The sequence below is a fragment of the Bellilinea sp. genome (assembly GCF_034432615.1).
Taxonomy (GTDB): domain Bacteria; phylum Chloroflexota; class Anaerolineae; order Anaerolineales; family Anaerolineaceae; genus Bellilinea.
Genome location: NZ_DAOUBL010000267.1, coordinates 5,001 through 19,915, shown reverse-complemented (window position 1 = coordinate 19,915; position 14,915 = coordinate 5,001). Strand labels below are relative to the sequence as shown.

Here is a 14,915-nt window from a genome sequence, read left to right as displayed (position 1 = left end):
CATAAACCATGGAAAAGGAGAAGAACCCATGCGACCTGAAGATTTGGATATTAACCGAATTGAATTCACTGAAGGCGGCAAAAAGGTCATTGCCTGGCACGCCGAACCGCTGGAAGTCGTTTTCCGTAAACTGCAAAGCCTGCCGGATGGGCTGAGCGAGGAGCAGGTTGCCGAGCGCCTGCGCGAGTTTGGCAGAAACACCCTGCCAGCCAAAGAACCGCCCACCCTCCTGCAGGTGTTCCTGCATCAATTTGCCAGTCCATTGATCTATATCCTTTTGATCGCCGGTGTTGTGGCATTGCTGATGCAGGATTACAAAGATGCCGTGTTCATCTTTGCAGTGATTCTGCTCAATGCCGTGATTGGCACCGTGCAGGAGTGGCGCGCCGAGCAGAGCGCACACGCTTTGCAGGTGTTGCTGAAGATCAAGGCGCGGGTAAGGCGCAGGGGGCGTATTTTAACCGTCCCGGCTGAAGAAATTGTGCCGGGAGATATTCTGCTGGTCGAATCCGGCGACAAGGTGGCGGCCGATATGCGCCTGATTCAGGTGAACAACCTGCGCATTGATGAGTCTTTCCTGACCGGTGAATCGCTGGCGGTGGAGAAGAGCGAAAAACCCCTGCCGGCCGATTTGCCGGTCAGTGACCGGCGCAACATGGCCTATGCCGGTTCAACGGTCATGTCCGGGCGGGGCGTGGGGGTTGTGGTGGCAACCGGTCCGTACACAGAGGTTGGAAAGATTGCCAAAACCATCAGCGAGGAAGAGGGCGCAAAACCGCCGCTGGTCATCCGCATGGAAAAGTTTGCCCGGCAAATTGCGCTGATTGTGCTGGGCTTTACCGCTATTTTGGGCATGATTCAGTTTGCGCGCGGTGAGGCGCTCAGCGATGTGTTCATTCTGGTGGTGGCAATGGCTGTTTCTGCCATACCGGAAGGGCTGCCAGTGGCGATGACGGTTGCCCTTTCACTGGCGACCAGCCGTATGGCGCGCCGTAATGTGATTGTTCGGCGACTGACGGCGGTGGAAAGTCTGGGAAGTTGTACCCTGATTGCCAGCGACAAAACCGGCACGTTAACCGTCAATCAACAAACCGTCAAGCAAATTGTGCTGCCGGAAGGGACGCTGATTGAGATCAGCGGTCAGGGATATAACGATGAGGGCGAGGTCAGGCTGGCAGGTGAAGAGGGAGAAATTACACCAGAGATACAGGGCCGGCTGTTGAGCATTGCCCGAGAAAGCGCGTTGTGTAACGAAGCCACGCTGGAAAAAGAAGACGGTAAGTGGCAACATACCGGTGATGCCATGGATGTAGCTTTGCTGGCATTGGGTTATAAACTGAATATTGACCCCTCTACACTGCGCCGACAGGTACGTATCCTTGACGAAGCTCCGTTTGAGTCTGAAAAACGCTATGCCGCTGTGGTTTACGAAAATGCAGGCGCCCCGCGGCTGGTGGTCAAAGGGGCAGTGGAAACCGTGTTGCATTTTTGTGCGCGGATGATGACCGCCCAGGGCGAAGAGCCGCTGGATCGGGACAAAATTTTGCAACTGGCACACCAAAAAGCAGAAAATGGTTACCGCGTGCTGGCGCTGGCAGCCGGTGGTGGCACTTTGGAAGATCTGGAAAATGATCAGGCCGACCTCACCCTGCTGGGGCTACTGGGCTTTATTGACCCGCTCCGCCCGGAGGTCAAAGAGGCGGTGCAGACTGCCCAAATGGCTGGCATCAAGGTTGTGATGATTACCGGCGATCATCCGGCAACTGCGCTGGCCATTGCCCGCGAATTGGGCATTGCTGAAAGCTCGGCGGATGTGATTACCGGCAAAGAACTGGGGGAGATTGGCTCACCGGAGATTCCCGAGTTCTACGAAGGGATCAAGCACAAAACTGTTTTTGCGCGGGTCACCCCCGATCAGAAACTGCAAATTGTGGATGCGCTCATCCGACTGGGTGAATTTGTGGCCGTGACCGGGGACGGTGTCAACGATGCGCCGGCACTCAAGAAAGCCAACATCGGGGTGGCAATGGGCTCCGGTACCGATATTGCCAAGGATACCGCCTCGATGATCGTTACCGATGACAACTTTGCCTCGATTGTGGCGGGGGTTGAGGAAGGCCGTTTTGCCTATGCCAATGTGCGTAAAGTAACCCTCCTGCTCATTTCAACCGGTTTTGCTGAACTGGTGTTGCTTGCGCTGGCAATTTTGCTGCAATTTCCCGTGCCGTTAATTCCCGTGCAAATCTTGTGGTTGAACCTGGTGACCAACGGAATTCAGGACGTTGCGCTGGCGTTTGAAGCCGGGGAACCGGGGGTGATGCGCCATCCGCCGCGCAAGCCGAGCGAGGGCATTTTTAACCGCAAGATGATTGAACAGCTGCTGATCAGCGGGCTGACCATGGCGCTGGTTTGTCTGGCAGTGTGGGTGTTCCTGGTGCGGCAGGGATACGCCGAAGACACGGCGCGCAACATCCTGCTGGCGCTGCTGGTGCTGATGCAGTTTTATCATGTGCTGAACTGCCGTTCGGAAGAGGTATCTGCCTTCAAGATACCGTTCAGCCGCAACCGCGTGCTGGCAATTGGTATGCTGGTGGCGCTTGGACTGCACATTCTGGCAACCGAAGTGCCGTTCCTGCAATCCTTGCTGCGCACCGAATCGCTGACATGGCAGACGTGGCTGATTTTGTTTGCTCTTGCCAGCGTGGTTTTGGTGGTGATGGAAATCTACAAAGCCATTCAGAAGCGGCGGGCATTGATATAATGACACCATACTCCCCTTGAATGGGGTAGAGAGAGCCTGGATTTGCTTAAGAAGCTGGTCAAAAATTTAAACCTCAACAACCTTGAGAGATTCGAATGATGGAGAAATTGAAAAGCCGCGCGCGGGTGCTGAAACGAGATGCTTACGCATTAACCATTGCTGCTCGTGATCCAAGAGTTCCCTGGTATGCCAAGGTGTTTCTAGGGCTGGTGATTGCCCATACTTTTAGCCCCATTGATCTGATCCCTGATTTTGTGCCTGTCCTCGGCTATCTCGATGATCTGATCATTACCCCGTTGGGAATTGCTCTGGCTTTGAAAATGATCCCGCCGGCGGTTATGGAAGAAGCCCGGCGGCAGTCGGAAGAATTGCTGCAGCAAGGCAAACCTGTCAGCCGGGCTGGTGCCATTCTGGTAATCGGTTTGTGGCTGGTAGTCTTGACCATCCTCGTCTGGCTGATTGTTCGTGCGGTAAATAAATAACTGGAATGAGGATGTTATTAAGATGATTGATTTCATTCGCAAGACAAGCCGGCCACTCCGTGCTTTGGGGAGGGCGACTGTATTTTTCCTCAAGGTCTTCCCAATGCTGCCCTCCCGACCGGTGGATTGGGTGACGCACCCACCGCTGATTGAGCGGGTGCAATATCCGACGACGGACGGGATTGCCGAAGGGGAAATTTACCGCCCTTCATCACCCGGCCGTCATCCGGGCATTCTGGTTTGTTTGGGGGTGGTTCCTTTTGAGGTGAATCATCCGCAGGTGCCGGTGTTGGGTAGAGCGCTGGCGCGGGCGGGTTTTGCGGCATTGCTGTACTGGTCACCGGCAATGCGCGATTTTCGGCTTGACCCGAAAGACATTAACAACATTGCACTGGCGTATCAATGGCTGATTGAGCAGCCGTTTGTAGATGCCAGCCGCAGCGGTCTGTTGGGTACCTGTGTGGGCGGCTCGTTTGCGCTGATGGCGGCGGCGCACCCGTTGATTCGTCAGCAGGTTTCCTATGTCAGTGCTTATGCTCCCTACTCTTCGCTGTGGACATTTTGCAGAGATATTGCCAGCAGCACGATTGATGAGCAGGACGGCAGGCGGGCGTGGAAGGTGGATCAATTGACACGCAAGGTATTCATCCACTCGCTGACAGCCTTCCTGCACCCTGAGGAATCCGGGTACCTGTGCCGTACATTTTTGGAGGGAGAGGAACTGGATGATGAAAGCAGTCTTTCAGACGATGGCAAAGCCGTGGCTGCATTGCTATCGGCCTCGAGCCTATCCGAAGCAGAAAGCGCCCTGGAGCATTTGCCCGATCAAATCCGGCAAGCCTTTTCAGGAATTTCCCCACTGACCTATGCGGAGGATCTACAAGCGCCGCTGGTCGTTTTGCTGCATGATCGGGGAGATCAGGTCATTCCGATTGGCGAAACCCGGCGTTTATGCGCTGCCCTCGGTCAACGCCCCGGTTTGTATTTTACGGAGATGCAGTTCAGCCATCTTGACCCTGCCAAAGGTAAATTGCCGCCCCTCAAGCTGCTCAGGGAATTTTCCCGATTCTTTGGTGCTGTGTCTCGTTTATTCCACCATGTGGTTGATTGAAAATTGCAACCAACCAGCCATAAGGATTGTAATTTTCGCCAAAACCGGATATAAACTTTGCCATTGGTTATGAAGAAAACTGGCAGGCTGACTTCCTTCCATAATCCTTCGCTGGGGATGTTCTTCCTGTTTGCCGGGCTGGTCTGTTTCCTGTTTGCGGTAATCTATTCTGCCCAAATCGCCGCGTTTTTGGGTATTTTTCGCTTTTTACCGATGGCGCTGTTCGGCGGGTTTGTCTTGGTTGGCGCTGTCTGGCTCTTTTTTCGTTGGGATGAGGGCGGGCTGCTGGCTGATTTACGCCAGCGGGATAAGCGGGCTGTCGGCTCAATGGGCTGGTTGAATGCAGCCGGCTGGCTGGTCAGCGTGCTGGTGTTCTTTCTGGTTGTCCTCCTGCCGTTGATGCGCTGGCCTTTTTCCCCAATCAGTGATGTGCTGCACTGGGATGCGGGGGCATACCATTTCCCCAAAGCGATTGAATTGTATAAAAGCGGTACTTACTGGGATCTATCCATTCCGTTTGGGGAATATCCCAACGGGTTTGAATCGCTTTTGGCATTTGGACTGCTGTTGACCGGCGATGAAACGCTGTTCGGCACAGTGCATGCGTTGATTGCCTTGCTGGCTTTTCTCTCCATCTGGGGGATGGGGTGGCGCTATACGCGTTTACCAGGCGGGATATTGGCCTTTTTGACACTGGTGATGTTCCTGAGCGGCTCGATCGTGATTGCCAATAATCCATGGTGGATTGTGGTGGATCAGGCTTTTGTGATTGGTAAAAACGACTTGCTCACGGCGGCGGTGGTGCTGGCAGGGTTGGTTTTTGCGCCGATCGGCCCACGAGGGCAGAGAATAGCCTTTCACCTGCCAGGGCTGGCGTTTTGTACTTCCCTGATTCTGGCCATCAAACCGGTGGGGGTATATGCGCTGCTGCCCCTCTGGCTGCCGCTTTTATTCCGTTGGGGAAAGTCGCTCTGGCAAAGGGTGAATGTGCGGCAAACGCTGTTGAGCGTGTTGTTCTCGGCGCTTGTAACCGTGCCATCGGCGTTGTGGATTGTGCGTAACCTCGTCGTGATTCACACCCTCTTCCCGCCCGGTGTGTGGGAATACAACGAGTGGAGCATTCTGAATAACCTGACCAACCCCTACTTTTACAATTATCTGCCCAAGTTGTTTTTGTTTGTGCTCGGCGTAACCGGCGGACTGGTTCTGCTGGCGGTGGTTGGCCGGCTGGGGGGCAAAGCGCTTCAGGGCGGCCGGCTGGAGCGCTGGCTGGGGCTGCCTTCCATGGCACAGGCACTTGCGCTGCTGATTTTGTTTTTCTCCTTTGTGGTTACTCCTCAAACCGCTTTTTATGGCAGCAATCAGCAGCCCACCCAGATTGGCTGGCGCTTTGGGGTAGCGCTGCTGAGTTACCTGTTTGTGCTTTTGGTTGGGCTGGCGGGGCCACTGATTCAAAAAGCCCTCAACTGGCTGAATAACCGCCGCTGGCGGATGCTTGCCGGGGTGACGGCGGTGGTGCTCATTGGGGGCGGCCTGTTCTGGCAAAACCGTGATTTGTTGAAAATCTACCCCGGCAATGATATTGTTCTGCGGGATCAATTTCGCGAACCGGTGGGGGTGGATGGTTACTTCTCGGCGTATGACTTTGTGCGCCGCAACATTCATGATTCGGTTGTCCAGATTGAACATGGGCTGATGTACTATGTGTATGGGGAGAAGTACACCAATCGTCCAACCAAACTGCATTATCCGCTGGGGCTGGAATCCATGGTTGCACAACGCGATCCGCAGTACTATGTCACTTTTTGTGCCAATTTCTGGACGTATCAACCGGAGGAGTGCCCGGATTATCTGGAAGCCCCTTCTTTCACGGAGCGGTGGCAGTTGATTTATCAGGACGACTATGGGCGGGTTTATAAACGGAAGTAAACGGTTGGTTGTTTGCCCGTTTCGTGCTTTAATAGAAAAGTGAATATGGATAGTGATTTCACCATTGCCCGTGAAACAATGGTTCGCGAGCAAATCGAGCGGCGCGGTTTGCACAACCCGCGTTTGCTGGCAGCCTTTCGCAAAGTGCCGCGCCATCTCTTTGTGCCGGTGGATTTGCGCGACAGAGCCTACGATGACGGCCCGCTGCCGATTGGCAAGGGACAAACGATTTCTCAACCCTATATTGTCGCTCTGATGACTTCCCTGCTGGGATTGGAAGGGGAAGAACGTGTGCTGGAAATCGGTACAGGTTCGGGCTATCAGGCGGCAATTTTGGGGGAACTGGCAAAGGAAGTGCATAGCGTGGAACGGCATGTCGGCCTGGCGCTGCGGGCGGCTGAGGTGCTTTCACAGTTGGGTTATTTGAATGTGCATGTTCACACGGGCGATGGCAGTATGGGGTGGGAGCAGGCCGCTCCTTATGATGCCATTGTGGTAACCGCCGCTGCGGCAGCCCCGCCTCCACCCCTTTTGAATCAGCTGGCAGAGGGCGGGCGGTTGGTGTTGCCGGTTGGCAGCCGCGCAGAACAGATTTTGCAGGTCTGGCACAAACAGGCGGGAAAATTCACCTATGAGAATATCATCCCGGTCAGCTTTGTGCCGCTGCGCGGTGCGTATGGCTGGAGCGAGAAAGACTGGGAGCGTTACGAAGGTGATGACTGATTGTGAGGAATCAGGGGTTGATCGGCGAACCAGCGGCGGATAAATTCCACCTGAAAACGATAGGCGCCATTGACCGGTTCAATCACATCCCGCTTGAGCAACTCGGCAAGCCCGCTTTCGCTAAAGAGCGGAGCGATTTTGTGCCATTCATCCGCCGGCAGACAGGTTTGTGAGCCTTGCCGGGCGAGGGCAATTGCCATGCTGGCTGCCAGCGGGCTGAGTTGATTGTGGTACAGGTCATTGAAGAAGATGATATTTCCGGTTTGGGCGTTTCGGAGCGCCTGTTCAAGGTCTTCAGGGGTAACCCGGAAGCGGCTGCTCAGTGGTTGTTCGTTTTTAATCAAGACCAGTTCAAAACACAGGGATTGCACCAGATAGGGATGACCGCGGGTCAGTTCATAGATAGCCTGACTGACCTCCGGGGCATATGTCAGCGGAAAAGGTTTGACCGGCTGCTCAATTAATTGCAGGGTTTCGGATCGGGTCAGGTAGTCAATTTTCAGTACACGGGCATTGATGAGAAAATCGCGCCAGAGGGGCATTTCTTCAGCCAGGTGGGTTCCAGCCAGAAGGATCTTGAAGCGCGGGTGGTGTTGAACGGTGTGGCGGGCAAATCCAAGGTAGATTTTTGCCAGTTTTAGATTGGCATTCATAATTGCTTCAAGACTCTCAAATTCATCCATTGCCAGCAGCAGGGTTTGCTGGCGGCTTTCCAGTTGGGCTTCGGTGGCTGCCACCCACTGATTCAGCATTTGATAAAGACTTCCGCCTGAAGATGACTGCCCCCTGAAAGCAGGCAAATCTACATTGCGAAAGCGCAGCGCTGATTGGCGAACCAGTTCAACAAATTCGGGAACCAGTTCATCACTATCCTGATACCCTGCCAGTCCCTGACAATCCACAAAACAGGGAATGATGCTGGAAGTTAGAAAATGGCTGAGGTTGAGCAGCAGTGAGGTTTTCCCCATGCGGCGCTGCCCGAACAACAACAGCGGGGGGCATTTGTCCTGCATGAGCATCTGGTTGATGCGTTCAATAATCTCACTGCGCCCGACAAACAAGAGGGATTGCCTCTCGCTGAGCGGCATACCGCAAATATATGGGTTGGGAATTTCCTGCTGATATTGGGCAGGAATCGTCATGGCTTCGATGTGAGAGGATAGCATGCGCTGCCATCTGGCAATGATGGGCGCAAAACGCTGTGATTGGGGGTGACGGCTTAAGAGCAGCTCATTTTGCAGGGTGGCCAGTTTGTCGCGTGCCATGCCCAGTCCTAACCGCTGTTGGTAGGGTGTGGTCTGGCGCAAAGCATGTTCAATATCCCGGCTGATGTTGTGAAGGGCGATGAGGATGGTGGAAAGCGGTCCTTCCAGCAGGCCGGCGGCGGTCTGGTGATGGATTGCAGCAATGGAAGGCACATCCGGGCAGGTTTCAAACTGGCGGGCGGTCAATTCCATTTGCACCTTTTGGGCAACCGGCCGCTGAGCAGTAGCCGAGAGTAAAATCAACACGTCCTGAAGCAGGTGCGGCTGGCGTTCGGAGAGCAACAGCAGATATTCATCCAGGTCGGGCCAGGTCAGGCGCTGCTTCTCATCCCAAAAGGCGGCGTGCAGCCAGAACCAGCGCAAATCGCCCGGCCGGTTTTGGTCGAGGTTGAAACAAAAATTGTTCCAAATGGCAACCAGCGGGTAGAAGAGGAGCGGCCGCCAGAATGAAATGGTCAGGCCAAAGACCAAAACCACCAGTGCAATTGTTATCAAATGCGGCTGGTGTTGGTAACCGGCAAGTACGTGCGGTCCGAGTGGGATCCAACCAACACCGGCAACCAGCCCGCTGGCAACTGCGGCAGCGTTGTTGCCGCCGACCTGGCGGGTAAGCGTGCTGCTCAACCCAAACAAAAGGGTGATGAACGCCCCGCCGATCATACCGGCGTTCAAATTCATCAAAATTGTTTGACTGGACTGGCTGACCAGACCGGCATAACCGAGTGCCATCCAGAAGGTTAGCAGAACTGCCGGAAGCAGTGAGCGACGCCAGCCGCTGCGGCTGCGCAGGTGTAAAGTCAGCCAAACGGTTATGAACCCAATCGGCAGTGCGCTACCAATCAGCAGGATCAACGGTAAACCGCTGACGGTCTGGTCAATTTGCAAGGTTTGGGGGGTGTTGATTAACTCCCCAGAGGCTATTGCCCAAAATCCAAAAATTACCCCGGCGCCGACCAGAATGCCGGTGATCACTCCCAACAGGCAGCGAAGAAGAGAAGAGGGGCGCTGACGGACTTGCAGCAGGTTGAGCTGAACGCTGGCAGCCAGCCCGGCTGCGGCAGCGGTGACCACAAAGTAAGCATCCATATCTGGCAGGAGCAGGCCGGTGCCCAACCCTAAGACAAAACCGAAGGTTAAACCGCTTCCAATGCCTGCCAGCAGGGCGCCGCACAGACTGGCAGAGAGGCCATAGCCAATGCCAATTGCCAGTTTAATCGGCAAATCATTCAGTGAGTTGCCCAAGAGGATGACAGTAAAAGGAATCAGAAACGCAATCCACAATCCCACAGAAAGCCAGGTGAACAGCAAAAAGCGTGCCAATTGCGGGTTACGGCGTTGTTTGGCTGTCAATTCGATCAGGCTGAAGTCCAACGGAAGGGATGGGTCAATCAGGGCGAGATGGCGCTGCCAGGCTGCCGGGTGAACGATCAGCCAGAAGAGAATGCGTAAGGGAGAAACCAACCTGAGGCGGCCGGCAGGACTGAGCGAAAGCGGGGCTGAGATCATGGCGTTTCCAGCAGGTAGCGGTAGGGTTGAATGTTGGCCAGCGCATCGCCCTTCCAGATTTCATCGGATTGATTTTCCTGCAGGGCAACCAGCCGGGTGCTGCATAGAATTTGCAGCAGGGCCGGCCAGCAGCCGCTGTGCTGGATAATCCAATCGGCATCCGCGGGGGAGAAGGGGAGCGGGCTGGACTGGATTAACTGGCGGGCTTCTTCTTCGTTGAGCGGGCCAAGCTGAATGGAATGCCCAAAGATGTTTAAGAATGGTGATGGTTTGCCCAGCGCATTTTGCAGGGTCGGCAGCTGGTTTTGGGCCGCAATCACAAAAGCCAGTTTTCCATCGGTGAGGTTGGAAGACAGCGAACGCAAACTCCACCAAAACTGCTGGGTAAATTCGGGGTTGGTGAGCGCAATTTGAATCTCATCCATTAGAATCACGGTAGGGTTTACCAGATAGCGGACGACAATATCCACAAACTGAATCAGGTCGAGCGAGGGAGGGGCGGGAAAGTTGAGCTGGCGCAGAATATAGAGCAAGAACCCCTGGCGATTACAAACCCGCGGGTCTTGAAAGTCAATATACACCCAGCGGTAACGTTGGGGTTCATCCAGCCAATTTTGAAACTGGTTGGGGCGCAGGGCAGTGGGTGGGGTGCGAGTGATGGTATGGATATAATGTAAGAGGGAGGTTTTCCCGCTGCGCGGCGCACCGCTGATGGCTACATTTTGCATAGAAGTGCTGTTTAGTGCGGTGAAGATGCGGCGGAGTTCATGTGTGCGCCCAAAGAATTGATGCGGCTTGAGGATCGGCGGACCAACGATGAAGGCTGGCTGAGCAGCGGCGCTGGTCGTGGAGATGGGTTCGTTTGGAAATATTTGACGAACGAGAACATCGGCGCTGGGGTGGCCGCCACGGGAAAGGAAAGAACGCAGATCTTTTTCATTTTCCCAGCCGCCGCGGTGGGCAATGATGCGTGCCAGGTTTTCCACATCCTCCAGCCGCGCAGGCACGCGCTGGTGGTAAAGCCAGTATTGAATGGCACTGCCACCTTGCCGGCCGAGGGCGTAACCCAATTCGTCAAACACGATCTGGCGGGTTTTGTTTTCTAGAAATGCGATGCGGTTGATGGCACGTTGGAGCAGTTCGCTGAAGCGGGGTTCGCCAGTGGGCATGAAGAGGCTTTCTTTCGTCTTTGGGAGTGATTTTTGAGCGCAACTCAAAACAATTTTGAGTGTTTTCCTAGTATATTATAGTCATATTTGCAATCCCCGCTAAATTGTGACCGTTTCTTTATTGCCAATTTCGTCCCGCTGCCGACGACTTCAGGGGATCGTGCAGAAGAAACAACTCTGGCGATGGGGATAAAGCCGGAGTTGTTTCTTTTTAGGGGGCTCAATCGTTGTTTTCGGGTTCTGGGGTGGGAATTTCAGTGCCGGGGCCATATTCGTAAACTGCCTGCCAGGGCTGATAGCGGGTGTAGATGCGGTCAGTAAAGTACACCTGACCGTTGCGATAGACCGTACGGGTGACGGTTACTTCGGCGCCTTTGGCTTCCCAATCCACTTGTTTGATTTCGCCTTCTTTCAGCTCGGGGTTTTCCTTGTAGAGCGGTTTGGGTGGTTCGACGATGTTGACCGGGCCGCTGGTTTGCCACTCCACGGTGCGTCCATCGGAGGTGGAATAGAACTTCCACGTCAGGGTGCTGGCATTGGGGTTGACATAGGTTTCCATCAGCAGCCAGTAGGGGGTGTCGTTGGTGAATTTGAAGTCAACGATTGGAACATAGACAGTGGCATCCAGTCCGGCTAAATTGGGATCAATGCGGTTCCCATAAGTTTTTTCGTAATAACTGACCCGATAAGCATGGGCGTGTCGTTCGACAATCGGATAACCGCCAAAGAAGGCGGTGCGGAACAGGGTGGTGCTGACTTGACATACACCGCCGCCTACACCCTTAATAGTTTGCCCACCGACGATGATCAGCGCCTCGGCATAGCCATTGTCCAGACTGATATTGCCCAGCGCATCTGCCATCGAAAATGTGGCGCCGGGTGGAACCAGCAGACCGTGGAAACGGCTGGCGGCTGCCTGGATGTTTTGAACCCGCTCGCGGCTCGAGCCGTAAAAATAAGAGGTGTGCTGGCTGACCAGCTCGGTGACTCCAAGGCTTTCAGCCGTGGCATCGTCTGTTACGGGTGGATTGGTGAAATCGAATACCAGTGGAATGGTGTGTTGGTCTTGCTTCAATCCTTCCTGAATAGCGCGCAGGGTGGCATCCACATTGAGGGTGCGTCCGATGACAGCTGGTTGGAGCAGGTCTAACTGGCGGGTATCGTCATTGAAGATGAAACGAGCATTCTGTGGATAGGTACGCAGGTCGGGAGCTAATTTGGAAAGGAAGGTGATTAGCATGTCGCTGTTCAAAGTTACTTCGTATTGTTCGCCAGCCTGATTGCGCACACGTTCAATGGAGAGCATAGATGCCAGCGTAGTGCGATCAAAGACCCATGGACTGCCGGGTGCGGATTCGCCTTCCGGTAGGGTGAGGGTCAAGGGCTGGCTGAGGATGCGGCGCGCCAGCTCGGCCTGCTGGCTGGCATCCAGAATGACCGGCGGGGTTTCCTTGACAACCAGTGGGACAACCCCTTCCTGCAGGGATTGCACCTGCGCCGAAACCAGTGCCAGCGAAGCGTCAATATCGAGCGTGCGGCCGATTTCTCCCGAACGTACAATCACTTCTTCTCCCTGCAAGCCAAGGTTAGCTTCGATAACCGGTCGGTTGATGACGGCGGCGATGCGGTTGAGGTATATGTAAGCAATGCGCTGATCGAACAACAGCACGGGGGAAGTGTTCTTGCCAGAGTACCAGGCGTTGAACTGATCGGCAAGCCGGTTGAGAAGATTGCCATCCCGCCCAACCCGAAAAGCAAGGGTTGCTGATGCACCGGGATCGAGGAAAAGCCCCAGTTCCTGTGGCGAGGCTACCCATAAATTCTGATTGTCTTTCAGGACGATGCGCCCTTGGGTGGGAAAAGTGATTTGAGCGGAGATTTTCTCGGCAGCCTCGGCAGGGCTCAGTCCGCCTACCGGTATACCGGCGACCTGAACACCGGGAAAAATTCGCCCGGCAAACCAGACCTGAACCACCAGAATCACTGCAAGGAAAAGGACGAGGGTGAAGACAACAGAAAACAGCATTGCGGTGAGCAATTGCTGTAAAAGTGAGCGCTGATTGGAGAAGGTGAGCGAACCGATTGCTTTCATGAGAAAATTATACCATTCCGAATTAATCACGACTATTTTAGTCTGCTTTTGCAAAGGACAAAAATAAGACGTTTGCGTTCATGGAATTGTTCCCGGTGCAAGGATTGTTCCGAAATGCGGAAGGGGGAGACGAATTTTGGAAAAAAAGCACGAAACCCCTTGACAGGTATAGGGATAGGAGTATAATCCAGCCCGTTGCCTGTGAGGGCAGCCCGGTCTTGCCGGAAACGGCAGATCGCTCAAAACCAAATACGCCACTTCCGAATGAATTCTGCGAAACCCCTTGACAATCCGAAGCAGGGTGGGTACAATATAAGTCCCAAGCTGTGAAGAGATTTTGCTGAAAAAGCGGATCGATAACAATTGAAAACGGGTTGGTGCAAGAGGGACCAGGCCTGGCAAGGACGTCGAGAGATGCGCCGGTGTTGACCAAAGACGAACGACTTAGGAAAACATCGGCGATTTTATCGCCAAGTGCTTGACAGGAAACGATTGGCAGCGTAGAATCTGGCCCTCGGAAGCAAGCGGAACCTTAACAACTGAAGAGTGATAGGAAGGAAGCCAAGAAAAGAGAGCTCCGTTAAACATCCGTAACGAACACCTGAATAAGGTGATATTTTTGCGGAGAGTTTGATCCTGGCTCAGGATGAACGCTGGCGGCGTGCTTAATACATGCAAGTCGAACGGAGGTTGTAGCAATACGGCCTTAGTGGCGAACGGGTGAGTAACGCGTTGGTGACCTGCCCCGAAGTGTGGGATAACAGCTCGAAAGGGCTGCTAATACTGCATGTGATCCCCCGGATTAGAGGCTGGGTGATTAAAGGCGAAAGCCGCTTCGGGAGGGGCCTGCGTCCCATCAGCTAGTTGGTAGGGTAATGGCCTACCAAGGCGATGACGGGTAGGGGACCTGAGAGGGTGGCCCCCCACAATGGAACTGAAACACGGTCCATACACCTACGGGTGGCAGCAGTAGGGAATATTGGTTAATGGGCGAAAGCCTGAACCAGCAACGCCGCGTGCGCGATGAAGGCCTTCGGGTTGTAAAGCGCTTTTTGAGGGGAAGAGGAAGGACGGTACCCTCAGAATAAGTCTCGGCTAACTACGTGCCAGCAGCCGCGGTAACACGTAGGAGACGAGCGTTATCCGGATTTACTGGGCGTAAAGCGCGTGCAGGCGGTTCGGCAAGTTGGATGTGAAAGCTCCCGGCTTAACTGGGAGAGGTCGTTCAATACTACCGGACTTGAGAGTGGTAGAGGGAGGTGGAATTCCGGGTGTAGTGGTGAAATGCGTAGATATCCGGAGGAACACCAGTGGCGAAAGCGGCCTCCTGGACCACTTCTGACGCTCAGACGCGAAAGCTAGGGTAGCGAACGGGATTAGAGACCCCGGTAGTCCTAGCTGTAAACGATGTAGACTTGGCGTTGGTGGGTTCAAATCCATCAGTGCCGAAGCAAACGCGATAAGTCTACCGCCTGGGGACTACGGCCGCAAGGTTAAAACTCAAAGGAATTGACGGGGCCCCGCACAAGCAGCGGAGCGTGTGGTTTAATTCGATGATACACGAAGAACCTTACCAGGGTTTGACATGCAAGTGGTAGGGATCCGAAAGGTGACCGACCCTTCGGGGAGCTTGCACAGGTGCTGCATGGCTGTCGTCAGCTCGTGTCGTGAGATGTTCGGTTAAGTCCGCTAACGAGCGCAACCCTCGCTGTGTGTTACATGTGTCACACGGGACTGCCGGTCTTAAACCGGAGGAAGGTGGGGATGACGTCAAGTCAGCATGGCCTTTATATCCTGGGCTACACACACGCTACAATGGCCAGTACAATGGGTTGCGAAGCCGCGAGGCGGAGCCAATCCTCCAAAGCTGGCCTCAG

Annotated in this window: 8 protein-coding genes and 1 rRNA gene (1 of these 9 only partly in view); 6 read left to right on the top strand and 3 right to left on the bottom strand. The window is 54.4% G+C overall.

The features are described 5' to 3' along the window. Window positions 1-28: 28 nt before the first annotated feature. From VAE48_RS11880 to VAE48_RS11860, 5 genes are all read left to right on the top strand, one after another. On the top strand, window positions 29-2,761 hold the full coding sequence (locus VAE48_RS11880; RefSeq protein ID WP_322793541.1) for an HAD-IC family P-type ATPase: 2,733 nt from the start codon (window positions 29-31) through the stop codon (window positions 2,759-2,761). Window positions 2,762-2,856: 95 nt separating this feature from the next. After that, window positions 2,857-3,243, top strand: a complete 387-nt coding sequence (locus VAE48_RS11875; protein ID WP_322793540.1) for a YkvA family protein — start codon at window positions 2,857-2,859, stop codon at window positions 3,241-3,243. 22 nt (window positions 3,244-3,265) lie between these two features. Then, the gene (locus VAE48_RS11870; protein ID WP_322793539.1) at window positions 3,266-4,354 is read left to right on the top strand and encodes a hypothetical protein; all 1,089 of its coding nucleotides are present in this window, start codon (window positions 3,266-3,268) and stop codon (window positions 4,352-4,354) included. A 57-nt stretch (window positions 4,355-4,411) separates the two neighbouring features. Continuing rightward, complete coding sequence (locus VAE48_RS11865) at window positions 4,412-6,283, top strand: hypothetical protein (protein WP_322793538.1); 1,872 nt, start codon at window positions 4,412-4,414, stop codon at window positions 6,281-6,283. A 45-nt stretch (window positions 6,284-6,328) separates the two neighbouring features. Further along, window positions 6,329-7,006 carry a protein-L-isoaspartate(D-aspartate) O-methyltransferase gene (locus tag VAE48_RS11860; RefSeq protein WP_322793537.1) on the top strand — a complete coding sequence of 226 codons (678 nt, stop codon included), beginning with the start codon at window positions 6,329-6,331 and terminating at the stop codon, window positions 7,004-7,006. Here the strand turns inward: VAE48_RS11860 and VAE48_RS11855 are convergent. From VAE48_RS11855 to VAE48_RS11845, 3 genes are all read right to left on the bottom strand, one after another. Beyond that, window positions 6,988-9,777 carry an ATP-binding protein gene (locus tag VAE48_RS11855; protein WP_322793536.1) on the bottom strand — a complete coding sequence of 930 codons (2,790 nt, stop codon included), beginning with the start codon at window positions 9,775-9,777 and terminating at the stop codon, window positions 6,988-6,990. The two genes, VAE48_RS11860 and VAE48_RS11855, sit on opposite strands and share 19 nt — an antisense overlap. Beyond that, window positions 9,774-10,946 (bottom strand): ATP-binding protein, encoded by a 1,173-nt coding sequence (locus VAE48_RS11850; RefSeq protein WP_322793535.1) that lies wholly within the window; start codon window positions 10,944-10,946, stop codon window positions 9,774-9,776. The genes VAE48_RS11855 and VAE48_RS11850 overlap by 4 nt, the downstream gene beginning before the upstream one ends. A gap of 220 nt (window positions 10,947-11,166) precedes the next feature. Further along, the gene (locus VAE48_RS11845; protein WP_322793534.1) at window positions 11,167-13,038 is read right to left on the bottom strand and encodes a VanW family protein; all 1,872 of its coding nucleotides are present in this window, start codon (window positions 13,036-13,038) and stop codon (window positions 11,167-11,169) included. 618 nt (window positions 13,039-13,656) lie between these two features. Here VAE48_RS11845 and VAE48_RS11840 point away from each other — a divergent pair. Next, a 16S ribosomal RNA gene (locus tag VAE48_RS11840) occupies window positions 13,657-14,915 on the top strand; it runs 245 nt beyond the window's last position.

Coding starts and splice junctions, on each gene's coding strand:
- VAE48_RS11855 (WP_322793536.1), bottom strand. CDS start 9,777: ATGATCTCAGCCCCGCTTTCGCTCAGTCCTGCCGGCCGCCTCAGGTTG.
- VAE48_RS11870 (WP_322793539.1), top strand. CDS start 3,266: ATGATTGATTTCATTCGCAAGACAAGCCGGCCACTCCGTGCTTTGGGG.
- VAE48_RS11850 (WP_322793535.1), bottom strand. CDS start 10,946: ATGCCCACTGGCGAACCCCGCTTCAGCGAACTGCTCCAACGTGCCATC.
- VAE48_RS11875 (WP_322793540.1), top strand. CDS start 2,857: ATGATGGAGAAATTGAAAAGCCGCGCGCGGGTGCTGAAACGAGATGCT.
- VAE48_RS11845 (WP_322793534.1), bottom strand. CDS start 13,038: ATGAAAGCAATCGGTTCGCTCACCTTCTCCAATCAGCGCTCACTTTTA.
- VAE48_RS11860 (WP_322793537.1), top strand. CDS start 6,329: ATGGATAGTGATTTCACCATTGCCCGTGAAACAATGGTTCGCGAGCAA.
- VAE48_RS11880 (WP_322793541.1), top strand. CDS start 29: ATGCGACCTGAAGATTTGGATATTAACCGAATTGAATTCACTGAAGGC.